We start from the raw sequence: 16,596 nt of genomic DNA, 5'->3' as shown, positions 1-16,596 counted from the left end.
TCCCGTCATATTTCTAAATTATGGTAAAATGATTCTATGCTAAAAAAATCTGATTTCGAAAAATTTCCTGATTTGCTTGTCAAATATGATGAGCCATTGTCAAATTACACTTACACTAAAGTTGGCGGACCGGCAGATTTTCTTGCTTTTCCCGCTTCAAGTGAAGAATTAAGTGCCTTGCTTGACTTAGCACGGGCAGCAGGTACGCCGATTACCGTTTTGGGTAACGCCTCAAACTTAATCGTTCGTGATGGCGGGATTCGTGGCTTAGTTATCTTACTTGAAAAAATGAATCATATTGAAGTAAATGGGAATGTTGTTACCGCTGAGGCAGGAGCAAAACTGATTGATACGACACATGTTGCTCTAGAGCATTCTCTAACTGGGTTTGAGTTTGCTTGTGGTATTCCAGGTTCTGTCGGTGGGGCTGTCTTTATGAACGCCGGTGCTTATAATGGTGAAATTGCCCACGTTCTGCTCAACTGTACAGTCATTGACCAAGATGGCATTCTCCGTGTGCTGCAAGCCGATGAAATGAAATTCGGCTACCGTCATTCTGTGATCCGTGAGGAAAACTTGATTGTTGTTTCGGCACAGTTTAAACTCCAAGTCGGTGATGCAGCAGTCATCAAGGCGGAGATGGACCGTTTAACAGGCTTGCGTGAAAGTAAACAACCGCTCGAATATCCAAGTTGTGGCTCAGTATTCAAACGTCCTGCCGGACATTTTGCTGGACAGCTTATCCAAGAAGCAGGCATGCAAGGAGTCCGTATCGGTGGTGTGGAAGTATCCAAAAAACATGCCGGCTTTATGGTAAACGTAGATCACGGTACGGCTACAGATTATGAAAACTTAATTGCTTATGTTATTGAGCATGTCAAGGAAAACTCTGGATTGACACTCGAAGCAGAAGTCCGTATTATCGGTGAAAAATTGGAAAGATAAAAACAGGAAAATGATTAATGCAATAGTTTTTGACGTTGACGATACAATTTATGACCAGCAGGCACCGTTTAGACGGGCCATTTCTAAGGTCTTCCCAGACTTTGATATGGCGGATATGAATAAAGCTTATATTCGCTACCGTCACTATTCAGACCTTGGTTTTCCTAAAGTTATTGCGGGTGACTGGGAGATTGAGTATTTCCGTTTTTATCGTACAAATGAAACACTCAAAGACTTGGGCTATCCAGAAATTTCACGCGCTACCGGTGATTATTTTCAAGAAATTTACGAATACGAATTAGAAAATATCACCATGCTTGATGAAATGCGTTTGACTTTAGACTTTTTGAAAAAACGTAATATTCCAGTTGGCGTGATTACTAATGGTCCAACCGAGCACCAACTCAAAAAAATTCGCAAACTTGGCTTGTATGATTATGTTGAGCCAAGCCACGTAATCGTTTCGCAAGCAACAGGTTTCCAAAAACCAGAAAAAGAAATCTTTAACTTGGCTGCTCAACAATTTGGGATGAATCCCGAAACAACTTTATATGTTGGTGACTCTTATGATAATGATGTGATGGGAGGCCACAATGGCGGGTGGAAAACCATGTGGTTTAATCACCGTGGCCGCAGTATTTCTCAAGAGAAAAAAGTGCATGATGTTGAAATCGATTCTTTTGAACAACTCTTTGGAGCAGTAAAAGTCCTTTTTGATTTGCCCGACAATAAATACATCATGGATTCGAATGATAAAACCAATCCCGTTTTGGAGTTGGGAGTCAAGGCGGGGCTAAATCTGGCCGCAGAACGTCTTTTAGCTACAAAGGAATTTGATTTGAAAACTGTATCCACAATGCTTGAACTCAGTAAAAAGCAAGTGGAATTTCTCACTTTAAAGGGGTACAAGTAAGCGATGAAAATCAGAGTTTCCGCTGTCTTTTGAAAGTTTGTACAATTCTGAGAAGAAAAAATTATAAAACTTTCGCTCTTGCAAAGGACTAAAATTTACGTTATAATTATAAAAGTTCTGCTAGGCAGAAAATAGGACTCATTTTTGCTATAAACAAGCGAAAACTAAGGCCATACGGACAGCCAGAGTCACAGCCGATTGGCAATTTTATTGCCTTATTGATTAAGCAAATTGATTTGCTTATGGAGTTGAGAGGCTCCACCCAAGAAACACGCTTGCGCGCATCAATAAGAGTACTAAAAGTTGACTACTCGGTCTCTCCGCAGTAAGACTGCTTTTTATATGTAATCAAAGATTGAATGTGAATCCAAGTGTGTGTACACTTGGATTTTTTGATATGCTACCATCATTGCGCCTGAAGGCGCTAATGATGGACGGAAAGTCCTGTAGGACCTTTCCTGAGCATCTCATTAGGTAAAAATTATTGTTTTTGATTTTTGCCGTCATGATTGGCTATTGCTATCAAGTGCCTAAAGGCCCTGATAGCAAACGGAAATCCCTATAAGGATTTCCTAAGCCTCCCATTAGTCAAAAAATCAAAAAAAGTATCGTTTTTGATTTTTGCCGTCATAATAGGCTATTGCTATTAAGTGTCTAAAGGCACTGTTAACAAAAGGAAATCTCTAGGCAGATTTCCTAAGGCTTTCGTTAGTTGACAAATAAAAAAATATCGTTTTTGCTTGTCAATGTCATAAGCTATCGTCCTTGTGTAAAGATACTCATAAGGATTGAAAAGCCCTGTTAGGCTCTTTCTTAAGCATCTTGTTGGGAAAAGGACAAAAAATATCGTTTTTTGCTTTTTATACCCTGCACTGTCCCAGTGCTTCTAAAGATGCTAGATAATAGTAGAAAGCCCTAAGCTACTTTCTCCTATGCCCATCAATGAGCAGGAAATAAAAAATATTGTTTTTCTGCCTCATTATTTAATTAAGACCGGTTTTGAGATTCCGGTCATGTCTTCAATGATAAGCAAAACTCTAAATCCACCCTTAAGGATAACAGTATGACAAAAAACATTATCGAATTCAAAAATGTAACTAAAACCTTTGAAGACAGTGGCACAACGGTCCTTAAAGATATTACTTTTGAAATTGAAGAAGGTAAATTTTACACTTTACTTGGTGCATCAGGCTCTGGAAAGTCAACAATTTTAAATATTATTGCAGGACTTTTGGATGCGACTTCAGGAGATATTTTCTTGGATGGTCAGCGCATCAATGATGTCCCTACTAATAAACGTGATGTCCATACGATTTTCCAGTCTTATGCTCTTTTTCCCAACATGACTGTCTTTGATAATGTTGCTTTTGCCTTGAAGATAAAGGGAATAAATAAAGCTGAAATTGCGCAACGTGTCACAGAAAGTCTCAAGCTGGTGCAATTGGAAGGCTTTGAGAAACGTGCCATCAGTAAGCTCTCCGGCGGTCAGAAACAGCGTGTGGCTATTGCGCGTGCAATCATCGACCGTCCGAAAGTTCTCTTACTGGATGAATCCTTGTCTGCTTTGGACATGAAGCTCCGCAAGGACATGCAGTATGAACTGCGTGAGCTGCAACAAAGTCTAGGAATTACCTTTATTTTTGTTACCCATGACCAGGAAGAAGCTCTAGCTATGTCTGACTGGATTTTCATCATGAATGAAGGTCAAATCGTCCAGTCAGGCACACCAACCGATATTTATGACGAACCCATTAACCATTTTGTTGCGGAGTTTATTGGGGAGTCGAACATCATTAGCGGCCGCATGATTGAGGACTATCTTGTAGAATTCAACGGTCAGAAATTTGAAGCTGTCGATGGTGGGATGCGCCCTAATGAGCCGATTGAGGTAGTCATTCGTCCCGAAGATATTGAGTTTACTCTTCCTGATGAAGGAAAATTCAACGTTAAAGTTGATACACAACTCTTCCGTGGTGTACATTATGAGATTGTGGCTTACGATGATTTTGGCAATGAGTGGCTGATTCACTCGACACATAAAGCTTTAGTCGGTGAAACTGTAGGCTTGACCTTTGAACCTGAGGCTATACACATTATGCGTCTTGACGAAACCGAAGAAGAATTCGACGCCCGTATTGAAGAGTATGTTGAGGAAGAAGAACAAACTATCGGTATCGTAAATGCGGTCGAAGAAGAAGCCGCAGAAGAAGAGGCAGCCATCAAAGATGCTGTCCAGGAAGCCTTGGAAAACACAATGGACTTGACCGAGTTAGCACAAGCCGTAAACGATATCCTGCATAAGCAAGAAAACGGGGAAAGTGAGGAAGAAGAATGACCAAAAGACTTTTCTCTGTCCCCTACTTCCTGTGGGTAGGACTGTTCGTTGTAGCCCCTCTTATCCTCTTGCTCTGGCAATCTTTCTTTAATATTCAAGGTCAGTTTAGCTTTTCTAACTATAGTCAGTATTTTACAAGCTCAACTTATCTGATGATGACTTGGAACTCGATACTTTATGCTTTGATTATTACAGTTGTTACTCTCTTGATTAGCTTTCCTGTAGCTTATGTTTTAACTAAACTTAAGCACAAGCAGCTTCTCTTGATGTTGATTATCTTGCCTACTTGGGTTAATCTTTTGCTGAAAGCTTATGCCTTTATTGGTATCTTTGGTAAATATGGCTCTGTCAACAGTTTCTTACAATTTATCGGGCTTGGTCGTCCACAGATTTTGTTTACAGACTTTAGCTTTATCTTTGTAGCGACTTATATTTCTATCCCCTTTATGGTGATGCCTATTTTTAATGCCCTTGAGGATTTAGATAAAAATCTTGTCTTAGCCAGTTATGATTTGGGTGCAACACGCTGGCAAACCTTTATTCATGTGGTTTGGCCCTTATCACTCAATGGTGTTCGCTCAGGTGTCCAAGCGGTTTTCATTCCGAGTCTATCGCTCTTCATGCTGACGCGCTTGATTGGTGGCAATAAAGTGATAACTCTAGGTACAGCGGTCGAAGAGCATTTCCTCACCACACAAAACTGGGGCATGGGTTCAACAATAGCCATCGTCTTGGTTGTTGCCATGATGATTATTATGTTACTGACAAGAGAAAGAAAGGTGGGGAGCTAATGCCTAGTAAAAATCGTATCGGAAAAATCTATCTGGGCTTCGTGCTCTTTATCCTTTATGCGCCCATCTTTTTCTTGATCTTTTATGCTTTCAATGAAGGCGGGGACATGAACCAATTTACAGGGTTTACCTTAGACAATTTTAAGGAACTTTTTCAAGATAGCCGTTTGATTTTGATTGTCGTTCAAACCTTCTTCTTGGCCTTTTTAAGTGCCTTGATTGCGACGATTATTGGGACTTTTGGCGCTATGTTTATTGAAAATCTTAAAGCCAAAGGTAAGACGACTTTCTTAGGCTTGAACAATGTTTTGATGGTATCACCGGATGTCGTTATTGGTGCAAGCTTCTTGATTCTTTTTACACTGGTAGGTATGCAGCTTGGCTTTTTCTCCGTTTTATTAAGCCATATTGCTTTTTCTATTCCGATTGTTGTCTTGATGGTCTTGCCACTTTATCAAGAAATGGATAAGTCTTTGATAGATGCTGCTTACGACCTTGGTGCGACACAGACACAAGCACTGAAAGAAGTAATTCTTCCTTATCTGACACCAGGGATTATAGCAGGTTTCTTCATGGCTTTCACTTACTCGCTCGATGACTTTGCAGTTACCTTCTTTGTCACAGGGAATGACTTTACGACAATGTCTGTCGAAATCTATTCACGTGCCCGCGCTGGTATCTCGTTAGAAATCAATGCCCTATCCGCAATTGTATTTCTCTTCTCAATATTACTGGTTATAGGGTATTATATAATCATGAGAGAATCAGATACTGCCGGAAAATCACCAAATATTACTTAAGAAAGGACAGCACTCTTGAAAAAATTAATCTATTTTCTTACAGGGATTTTAGCGATCACTGTCCTTCTTGGCGTTACAGCTTGGCGGATGTCCGCTGCTACAGGTGTTTCAACCACTACCAACAGCTTAACTATTTTTAACTGGGGCGAATATATTGATCCGCAGCTTCTCACGAAGTTTGAAAAAGAGTCGGGCTATAAGGTGAATTATGTGACATTTGACTCCAATGAAGCCATGTATTCTAAGGTTAAACAAGGAGGCACGGCTTACGATATCGTGGTGCCCAGCGAGTATATGGTGCAAAAAATGGCCAAAGAAAATCTCTTGCTTCCCTTAGATCACACCAAGATTAAAAACCTTGATTATGATAATCCTAAGCTCTTGGATGCGGCATTTGACCCTAAAAATACTTATTCTGTGCCCTATTTTTGGGGGACTTTGGGGATTGTTTATAATGACAAATACATCACTCATCCACCCACAAAATGGGAGGACCTTTGGTCCAAAGACTACAAAAATTCAATCCTCCTCACAGACAGTAGTCGAGATGTGATGGGCATGGGTTTGATCGCTACAGGAAGCTCTGTGAATACGACGAACCAGTCAGAGATTAATCGTGCTTATGACAAGCTCCTACAGCTTACACCCAATGTAAAAGCCATTCTCGGTGACGAAATCATGAGTTACATGATTAATAATGAAACACCTCTAGCAGTTGTTTACAGTGGTCAAGCCTCAGAGATGACCTCAAGCAACGAACATTTGCATTATGTAGTACCTACGCGTACAAATATCTGGTATGATAACTTGGCTATCCCAAAAACCAGCAAAAATACTAAAGCGGCCTATGCTTTCATCAACTTCATGCAAGAACCTGAAAATGCAGCTGCCAATGCCGAGTATGTGGGCTATTCCACACCCAATGTTAAAGCCGAAGCGCTCCTTCCCGCAGAAGTACGTGAAGATAAATCCTACTATCCTGATGAAGCACTGATAAAAGAAGATGAAGTCTATGTTAACCTTGGTCCTTATTGGACGGGGGTGTATAATGACCTTTATCTTCAGTTTAAGATGAATAAATAAAGAGGAGATATTAAGATAAAAGAATACCCTAAAATACTTTTCTTGAGAATCCGGCTCATCTTTAGTTTGGATTCTTTTTTTTGATTTAGAAATAATAAAGTATATTTCAGTTAACATCGGCTTACTAAGATATTATTCAAAATTTATGAGTAACTAAATAGAACTCGTAACTAAACATTAATTATGATAAAATTAGTAATAATATATACGCCAAAAATGACATTAGGTCATCCTTATCTTTGCTACACAGTAAAAGTAAAGAATACTGGTAAAAAGTCCTTTTGTCATTTTGGCTGAAGGGATTTTTTTATGTCTGAAAATATAATTTCGGAAACTACACGTCAGCAACAAACTACAACCAATGTTCAAGAAAAGGCTGCACTCATTTGGGGGACTGCCGATATTTTGCGTGGTTTATACAAGCCTCATGAGTATGGTAAAATTATTCTACCAATGACAGTGATTAAACGGCTTCATGATACACTGGCTCCTACGCGTGATAAAGTACGTGAGACTCTGGAAACCTTGAGTGACATTTCGGTTGAACAAATCAGAAATCGCAAGCTACAAGATGCCTCAGGCTACGCATTTTACAATACCAGTGTCTATACTTTTCAAACCTTACTTTCTGACTCAGAAGGGATTGAAGATAACTTCCGAAACTACATCAAAGGTTTTTCCGAAAATGTTCAAGACATTCTTGAAAACTTTGAATTTGATAAAGAGATTACCAAACTAGCCAATAATGATGCACTTTATGCTGTCGTCCAAGAATTTAACTCTAAAAAAGCAGATCTTGGTGCAGATAAAGTTACAAGCACTGATATGGGTTACATCTTTGAAGAGTTAGTCCGTAAATTCTCAGAAAGTTACAATGAAGAAGCAGGAGCCCACTTTACAAGTCGAGATATTATTTACTTAATGACGGATGTTTTGCTTATCAATGAAAAACCATCAGATAAACAAATTGTTCGTACCATATATGACCAAACAATGGGCACTTCTCAGATGCTCTCTGCGATGACGGAGCGGATTAAAGCGCTTGACGCAAATGCATCCGTTACAACCTTTGGTCAAGAATTAAACCCAGAAACTTATGCGATTGCCAAAGCCGACACGATGATTCGCGGTGGCAACCCGGATAATATGGCTTTGGGTTCAACCCTTTCAAAAGATGCATTTTCAGGCTATACTTTTGATTACTTGATTTCTAACCCACCCTTTGGAATTGACTGGAAAAAAGATAAAAAAGCCGTTGAGGCAGAAGCAGCGACCGGAGATTTGGGACGTTTTGGTGTTGGTACACCAAAAATCTCAGATGGTCAGCTTTTGTTCCAACTTAATGGGATTAAGAAGCTGAAAGATACTGGACGGATGGCAATTATCCATAATGGTTCGGCACTCTTTACTGGAAATGCAGGTGGTGGAGAATCAGCTATCCGGCAGTATGTTATCGAAAATGACTGGCTAGAGGCGATAATCCAACTTCCAACGGATTTGTTCTACAATACAGGAATTTCCACTTATATTTGGGTGATTACCAAGAACAAATCTCCTGAACGTCGTGGTAAAGTACAGTTGATTGATGCAAGTAAAGCTTTCACGAAACGTCGCAAAAATATCGGGAACAAAAGGGTTGATATTTCAGAAACCGAGCGCGAACTGATTCTTCAAGCTTACGGTGAATTTAGAAATAAAGCCTATGTCAATGTGGATACTTCCACAGATAAAATTGTCGAATCTAAGATTTTTTATAATGATTTCTTTGGCTATCGCAAAGTAACCGTGGAAAGTCCATTAAAAGATGAAAATGGTGAATTGGTCTTGAAAAAGGGGAAACGTCAAGCAGACTCTAAACTTCGCGATACTGAGGACATTCCGCTAACTGAAGATGTTGACAGCTATTTCGAGCGAGAAGTACTTCCTTTCAACCCTGAAGCTTGGATTGATGAAAAGAAAACTAAAATTGGCTATGAAATTCCCTTCACGCGACTTTTCTATAAATACCAAGCTCCAGAAAAATCAGATGACATTGCGCTTCGCATTAAGGATATCGAGGCACGCATCATCAAAAACTTTGAAGCCCTTAGTGGACAAGAGGTGGAGGTGGAGGTAGATGGATGAAGATGAAAGATTCTGGTGTTGAGTGGATTGGGGAGATTCCTGAGGATTGGGAAATTATCTCAAGTAAATATTTGTTTTCTGAAAGAAAAGGCAAAATGAAGTCTGGAGATGTTCAATTAACTGCTTCTCAGAAGTATGGGATGATACCTCAGCAGCTTTTTATGAAATTTGCGAAACAAAAGCCAGTAGCACTCGATAAGAATTTCGAAAATTTTAAACATGTCGATAAAGGGGATTTTGTTATTAGCCTTAGAAGTTTTCAAGGAGGAATCGAGTTTTCGGAGTATACAGGTGCTGTATCACCTGCATACACAGTCATAATTCCAAAGTCTAGGAAAATTTATCGTCCATATTATAGGTGGTTGTTTAAAAATATAGCCTATATTCAAGCAATTGGTGCTACATCTGACTCATTAAGAGATGGTAAATCACTCAAATGGTCAAATTTTATTTTAGTTGATGTTCCTGTGCCAAAATTATCTGAACAACAAAAGATTGCCAACTTTCTTGACTCTAAAATAGCTTTGATAGATCAAATTATTGCAGACACTAAGCGTTCCATTGAAGAGTTGAAAGCCTATAAACAATCATTGATTACTGAGGTAGTTACCAAAGGGTTAAAGCATAGCACCGATTTCAGTATTTACTTAACAAAAATAAAATATATTGCTGAAATAGACCCACCATATGATGAAAAAATTGATGAAAATGAATTAGCAACATTTTTACCAATGGATAGATTAAAAAATGGATATTTAATAAATGATACCCAAAAATCTATAAAAGAATTAAAAAATAAATATAGCTATTTTGCTGACGGTGATATTATAATCGCCAAGGTTAGGCCCTCTTTTGAAAACGGTAATTTAGCATTGGCTTCAGGATTAGAAAATGGCTTAGGTTTTGGAACAACAGAAATTTATACAATAAGAAATAAAAAAACAAAGAATTTTAGTTCCCGATATTTAGCTTATTATTTAAGAAATACTGATTTTATTAATCAAGGTTCTTCAACTATGACAGGTGTAGCGGGACTAAAACGCATATCAGCCCAGTTTATTCAGAATTATCATATTCCTAAAATTTCCTTTGAAGAAGGAGAAACGATAGCTGATTTTTTAGATGGAAAGATTAAAAATATAGATGGATTAATTTATGAGAAATTTAATTTGATAAATGAATATGAATCTTACAAAAAATCCCTCATCTACGAATATGTCACAGGTAAAAAGCAGGTCAACAAATGAATCCTAAAGTTCAAATTGAAAAACTGAAAAAAGATTTAGAATGGTTGTTTCATCAATCAATGGTCTTAAAACAAATGTTTAATGCTGCACTAGCTGTCAGTCGAGTTTTTGAAAAAACAGATAGTTTGGCTACTTATGGAGATTATTTTGGTCTAACTCAGAATATAATGATTAGTGATATTCAATTACAGTTAGCAAAGCTATTTGACAAAAACAAGCAGTCCCACTCGATTCCTAAAATTATTGAAACGGCTAATAATCTTTATACTGAAAAATACTTTCAAAGCATGACATATTTTTCAGCTCAATCCTATCAGGATTTAAAATCAGAGTTAGAAGCATTAGCTCATAGATTGAATGAATTAGAGCAACCAATCAAAAACTTAAAAAAACTTCGAGACAAGAATCTGGCACACTTGGACAAATCAGTTGATAGCTTGGACAAACTCATAAATATTTCTAACGATGCTCCAGTGCTTTTGTCGGAAGCTGTCACTTTAATTGATTTTTCTATACAGAGTTTGAGCAAGATAAAGACAATCATGTTTAGCATAGATTCTTCTTTTCAGGAGAAAGATTATGTTTGGGAACTGAGCGAAATAGCTAAAGCCATTGAGGACTATCAGAAAAAAGTTGATAAAGAGTTGGAGTAAAAAATGAAAGACAACGAAAAACGTTTTGAGCAGGACATTGAATCATTCTTAATTTCACCTGCTGGTGGATGGCAAAAGCAAACTTTTCAAGCTAGTCACTATGATGCAAGTAAAGGTTTAGATTTGGATGCTTTAGTAGGCTATATCAAAACCACGCAACCCAAGATGTGGCAACGTTATGAAAAAATGGTGGGAGCAAATCCAGAAAGCTCTTTTTACAAACGCTTTGAGCAAGAAGTCAGCCAACACGGGATTCTTCATGTCTTGCGTAATGGGATAAAAGATCGCGGAGTAAAGTTTAAAGTCGTTCAGTTTAAACCCTCCTCAACTTTAAATCTTGAAACACTAAAAAATTATGAAGCAAATATAACAACAGTGACACGTCAGTTTGCATATAGTCCTTATAATCACAACACACTTGATATGGTGCTCAGTGTCAATGGGATTCCGCTTGTTGCTTTAGAGCTGAAAAATCAATTTAAAGGACAAAGCGTTGAAAATGCTAAACGGCAATTTATGTTTGATCGAGATCCAAATGAAGCCCTTTTCCAGTTTAATCGTCGTATCTTGGTTTATTTCTCAGTAGATTTGCATGAAGCGTGGATGACAACGAAGCTCGCGGGTAAAAAAACCTATTTTTTACCTTTTAATCAAGGCTCAAATGGTGCAGGAAATGTTGGAGGGAAAGGAAATCCAGAAAATCCTAATGGTTATTCTACTGCCTATCTTTGGGAGCGCGTACTTCAAAAAGATGCACTTTTAGATATTGTGCAACGTTTTATGAATCTTGAAATTAAGCATGAAAAAGATTCTAAAGGAAAAGCAGTTGAAAAGAAAACCTTGATTTTCCCACGTTATCACCAGTTAGACGTGGTAACCAAGCTTGTTAGTGATACTAAGTCAAAAGGTTCAGGTCAACACTACTTGATTCAGCACTCGGCAGGTTCTGGGAAATCAAACTCGATTGCGTGGTTAGCCTATCATTTGCAAAAAATTCATGATAAAAATAATCAACCATTGTTCAATTCAGTGATTATTGTGACTGACAGAACAGTACTTGACCGACAGCTGCAAGATACGATTACATCATTTGATGCAACTACAGGCTTGGTCGAAACCATTGGGGATAATAAATCCTCAAAAGACTTACTTAATGCGATAAACGATGGAAAGCAAATCATTATCACAACACTCCAAAAATTCCCAGTGATTTATCAAGATGTTGAATCCACAAAAGGAAAGAAATTTGCAGTTATTGTGGATGAAGCCCACTCTTCTCAGACAGGAAATGCTTCGAAAAAATTGAAAGCAGCTTTGAGTGATCGTGAAGAAGCATTGAAGGAATGGGAGGAGTTTGATGAAGTAGAAGCAGGAAAAGCAAGAGATGAAGAAGATCAGCTTAATGAAACTTTGCTTGGTCAAGGACGCCATGAAAATATCAGCTTTTATGCTTTCACAGCAACACCAAAAGATAAAACTTTAGAAATGTTTGGACAGCGTGCAGAAGATGGACATTTTGAACCATTTCACGTTTATTCCATGCGCCAAGCTATTGAAGAAGGTTTTATTTTAGATGTACTGCAAAACTATATGACCTACCATACGGCATACAAGATTGCAAAACTTGTTCCAGATGACCCAGAATTGCCTAAATCAAAAGCAAGAAGAGCGATTGTCAGATATGCAGAACTCCATCCTTATAATCTTGCTCAAAAGACGGAAATTATGGTTGAAACTTTCCGTGAACGCACGCAACATGCAATCGGTGGTAAAGGTAAAGCTATGGTTGTGACAAGTTCACGTCTTGCAGCTGTACGTTATATGAATGAATTCAAACGTTACATCACTGAAAAAGGCTACACAGATATTAATGCTTTGGTTGCTTTTTCTGGTGAAATTGTTGATGGAGGAGAAACTTTCACTGAATCTAAAATGAATATTTTACCAGATGGTTCTTTGGTGAAAGAAAATCAACTCAAAGAAATTTTTCATACATCAGATTATAATGTATTGATAGTTGCTGAAAAATATCAGACAGGATTTGATGAACCTTTGCTTCACACCATGTTTATTGATAAAAAACTCCGTGGAGTGAAAGCTGTTCAAACCTTATCACGTTTGAATCGGACGACTGCACAGAAAACGGATACTTTTGTGTTAGACTTTAAAAACACTGCAGAAGAAATCAAAGTGGCTTTCCAACAGTTTTATGAAGTATCTACACTAGATGAAGCAATTGATCCGAATATATTGTACGATGCGAAAGAGAAAATTCGTAAATATAACTTATACAATGACGCAGACATTAAGAAAATCATTGATGTTTTTCAAGTGAGTACAAACAAGCAAGACGATACAATGCTTGGTAAATTATCGAGTAGTTTCCGTCCAATCATTGAACGTTATAATGATATGGAGGAATCAATGCAGTATGAGTTTAGAACACTCTTGCGCGGTTTCCGTGACAAATATAATTATATTTCTCAACTGGTTCGCTTATTTGATCGGGAGTTGTTGGAAGAATCAATCTTTATCAATTATTTAATCACTTTGTTACCAAAAGACAGTGGATATTCAGTGGATATCTCTGATAAAGTCAAAATGGATTACTATAAATTAACTAAAGATTTTGAAGATGAAATTTCACTTGTAAAAGATCAATCTCAAGAATACATGTACCAGCAACAAAAGGGAATTAATCCAACAGTTAAACCACCAGAAGAACGTGATACCTTGACCGAAATCTTGGATAGAATTAATGCACAGTTTCCTGACATTTTTACAGAAGACGATCGTGTGGTTTTGGATATGGTTGTCAAGCAAGTTGTCCAAAATCCGAGTGGGAGACAAAAATCAATGGCAAAAGAAAATGATTTTGCGATGTTCAAACAATCTTTATTTCCAAAAGAGTTTGAAGACATGGTCATTAATCTGGCACAGGTTAGCAATAACACTTTCACGAAGATGTTTTCTAATCAGGGAGTATATGATTTTATACGTGAAATTTCAGCACAAGAAGCTTATAAAAAATGGCGTAGTGATGAAGGTGTAACAAGAAAGTAAAAACATTGCAACTACAAGGGGGTAAAGCTGCTTTATATCAAATTATTTTTTGTTAGTTATTCCAAACTTCTGTGACTATTGTTTTTATTTTTTCAAGGCAATGATGAAATGCATAATGTCCTAATTATATTCGAATTCTAATATAATTTTTATTTTTCTCATGTACAAATTGTAAGTTGTTTTAGTATCGCTTACTTTAGTGGTATAATCAACATAAGAGAAAAGCAGTATTGAAATATTATTTCGATATTTGCTTTTGTCTAAGTACTCCATATCTGTGCATTGGTTCTTTGCCCGCAGATGTGGAGCTTTTTTATTAAGTACATATTGCAACATAAGTTATCTTAACTGAAACAAAAAAACAAAGTAAAATATCCCCACTTATTTTTTGGAAAAGTTTCTAACATCTTTTAATTAAAAAGATGACTCAATACTTTCTCAAATAGACAGAAAGCGCATTAAACAAGCGTTTTTACTATATATTTTTATGCTTTTGTATAATTAAACTTCTGAATATTTTATTTATAAATAGTTTCAATTTCTTTTTGAAAAAAGATTTTTTAAGTTAAGTTTAAGGAAAAGGTCATATAATAAGCCCTCGTGAGTGAAATAAATTTAAACATAAAAATTTAACATCATCTATTTGAATAATGTAACTTAAATTGAGAGGATTTTTATTTTTGTAAATTCGCGGCAGGCAGAAATTTGAATTTTCTTTAAGATACACGTCCATAGCGTGCAATGACGTTAAACTGCTTACGGTAATCCTACACAAGCGTTCAAGACTTTATGATGTGTATGGGAAGTAACCATGATGATAGGGTATATACGGAGGTTCACGATTGAACAACACTCTATGGAATATTCTTAGTGGCGAAATCGAAAGGTCTAAATGAAATTCAGTAAAGTTGCTCTTTCAACTGGTATCATTGCTTCATTTATGTTTAATAGTACTGGTATGGTTCATGCGGACATGCCAAAACAATCTACACATGATGTGGCATTAGAAGTTATTAACGGTAACTATGGTACAGGACAAGAACGTGTCGATTTGCTTACACGTAAAGGTTTTGACTTTGAAGCTGTACAGACAGAAGTTAATAACATTTTGTTAGGAAAAGCTCCAAAAGCACCTGCAGTTGCCAAAAAAGTTGAAAAACAACCTGCTAAATCTAAAGTAGCACAGTCTGTATCTGAACTTGACTTAAGTCAAACCTCTGGTCAGGTAGATATAGAATCTCTTGCCAATCATATGGTTGCTAACACTGCAAATGCAGCAGGCTATTCTGCAAGTGAATGGGCCTATATCATCGAGCATGAGTCCAATGGCCGTGTAGATGCTGCAAATGCAAGTTCAGGCGCTTATGGCTGTTTCCAACTGTTAGGTCACGGTGAATATGCTGGCATGACACTTGCTGAGCAAATCGAAATGGCAAGTCAACTCCCTGCGGGAAGCTGGGTAGTTTACAACTAGGGGATTGAAAAAGATTTTTGATTCCTAGAGTGCTTAATTAAGATTGAACATTCAGGGCTATCACTATTTGTGAAGTCCTTTTTTTGTTGAACAGTATCGGAAAGCCCAGGAGTTCCATCCAAAAGTAGCCCGATACTATAAACTTTGGAGGTGAAAAATAATTTCTCATCTCAGATGCAGGAACAGAAAAATTCAAGATGAAACTTCAAAAGCAGGCCCAATCTTTACAAAATACAGTATTTAAGGGACTTTTTTATATCTTTCCCAATAAGCTAACCGACGATTGAAAATGTAAAAACTTAGAAGAGGAACAAATAAATTTCTGATAAAGTCATTATCATAACAAAACATTATGATAATATTTCATAAATATTAAGTAACATGTTAAAATATGATGAGAGATACCATTGTATTTGGAGAAACCCCCCCAATGACTTATAATCAGGCAACACAACACAACACAACACAACACAACACAACACAACACAACACAACACAACAACAGGCGGTAGATTCCCCTTCTTTTTCGTATGCACCAAAACGTTCCGGATAACTGGGACGTTTTTTGCCGTGCACCAAAGATAAAACTATTGGTTGTGACTCCAAAAGTCATAAGGCTTCTCACACTCATAAGAATTAAAAGACAGGAAGAAATAAAATGTACTCAACAAACAGGAAAAAACTAGGAATCCTTTTAGCCATATTGTCAGTCCTGCTGCTCATCTCAGGCACCTTCGCATGGTTCTCCTTGACACAGCGGGCCATCAATGACCGTAGTGTCAGTGTCAACTTTGAAGAAGTTGGCCGCCTGCACGACTACTTTGACCGCGCCTCAGGCAACAAGGATGTCTTTGCGGAGAACTTTGGCGATGCCCCTATCTTGGTGCGCGTTAAACTCCTCGAATACATGGAAATCAATGGCGAGTCCTTAGTCCAAGCTGACCCACAAGAGGTGGCAGAAGGCAACGCGGTTCAACCCATCAAGGAAGATACGGGCACATGGACCCCTTGGACACCGGAAGCCTCAGGCAACACAGTCGGCCAACGTGTCGGACCGGGCGCTGTCTTCAATGCCCGTGCCCGCTGGACTGTCGGTTGGCAGCCCCGCGCAGCCACAGACGGCTCAGGTCAGCTGAATGCCCCTTACTTCATGCCGACCTTTAACCGT

11 protein-coding genes and 1 pseudogene are annotated in these 16,596 nt (G+C 37.8%); all 12 read left to right on the top strand.

The window, feature by feature from the left end:
- The first annotated feature begins 36 nt into the window (after nt 1-36).
- Nucleotides 37-945: a UDP-N-acetylmuramate dehydrogenase gene (murB, locus tag ACGHCK_RS05355; protein ID WP_251422640.1), complete on the top strand. Its 909-nt coding sequence runs from the start codon at nt 37-39 to the stop codon at nt 943-945.
- Nucleotides 946-955: 10 nt separating this feature from the next.
- Nucleotides 956-1,858 carry an HAD family hydrolase gene (locus tag ACGHCK_RS05350; protein WP_202231004.1) on the top strand — a complete coding sequence of 301 codons (903 nt, stop codon included), beginning with the start codon at nt 956-958 and terminating at the stop codon, nt 1,856-1,858.
- A 1,063-nt stretch (nt 1,859-2,921) separates the two neighbouring features.
- Complete coding sequence (locus ACGHCK_RS05345) at nt 2,922-4,193, top strand: ABC transporter ATP-binding protein (protein ID WP_202231005.1); 1,272 nt, start codon at nt 2,922-2,924, stop codon at nt 4,191-4,193.
- A complete protein-coding gene (locus ACGHCK_RS05340) occupies nt 4,190-4,984 on the top strand; it encodes an ABC transporter permease (RefSeq protein ID WP_251422637.1) in 795 nt (264 codons plus the stop codon). Before ACGHCK_RS05345 ends, ACGHCK_RS05340 begins: the two co-directional genes overlap by 4 nt.
- Nucleotides 4,984-5,784 (top strand): ABC transporter permease, encoded by an 801-nt coding sequence (locus ACGHCK_RS05335; protein ID WP_202231007.1) that lies wholly within the window; start codon nt 4,984-4,986, stop codon nt 5,782-5,784. Before ACGHCK_RS05340 ends, ACGHCK_RS05335 begins: the two co-directional genes overlap by 1 nt.
- A gap of 15 nt (nt 5,785-5,799) precedes the next feature.
- Entirely contained in the window at nt 5,800-6,867 is a 1,068-nt protein-coding gene (locus tag ACGHCK_RS05330) for an ABC transporter substrate-binding protein (RefSeq protein WP_251422634.1), read from the top strand.
- 309 nt (nt 6,868-7,176) lie between these two features.
- Nucleotides 7,177-8,991, top strand: coding sequence for a type I restriction-modification system subunit M (locus ACGHCK_RS05325; protein ID WP_271327959.1), 1,815 nt, complete (start codon nt 7,177-7,179; stop codon nt 8,989-8,991).
- Nucleotides 8,988-10,238, top strand: a complete 1,251-nt coding sequence (locus tag ACGHCK_RS05320) for a restriction endonuclease subunit S (RefSeq protein WP_251422628.1) — start codon at nt 8,988-8,990, stop codon at nt 10,236-10,238. Before ACGHCK_RS05325 ends, ACGHCK_RS05320 begins: the two co-directional genes overlap by 4 nt.
- Complete coding sequence (locus ACGHCK_RS05315) at nt 10,235-10,891, top strand: AbiU2 domain-containing protein (protein WP_251422625.1); 657 nt, start codon at nt 10,235-10,237, stop codon at nt 10,889-10,891. Before ACGHCK_RS05320 ends, ACGHCK_RS05315 begins: the two co-directional genes overlap by 4 nt.
- A gap of 3 nt (nt 10,892-10,894) precedes the next feature.
- A complete protein-coding gene (locus tag ACGHCK_RS05310; RefSeq protein ID WP_271327958.1) occupies nt 10,895-13,954 on the top strand; it encodes a type I restriction endonuclease subunit R in 3,060 nt (1,019 codons plus the stop codon).
- Nucleotides 13,955-14,846: 892 nt separating this feature from the next.
- Nucleotides 14,847-15,428: a transglycosylase gene (locus ACGHCK_RS05305; protein WP_271327957.1), complete on the top strand. Its 582-nt coding sequence runs from the start codon at nt 14,847-14,849 to the stop codon at nt 15,426-15,428.
- A gap of 658 nt (nt 15,429-16,086) precedes the next feature.
- A pseudogene (locus ACGHCK_RS05300) lies at nt 16,087-16,596 on the top strand (hypothetical protein); the annotation flags it as partial.

The organism is Lactococcus muris (genome assembly GCF_042849115.1).
Lineage (GTDB): Bacteria > Bacillota > Bacilli > Lactobacillales > Streptococcaceae > Lactococcus > Lactococcus muris.
The sequence above is the reverse complement of the archived record's forward strand: the minus strand, read 5'-3'. Positions and strand labels throughout refer to the sequence as shown.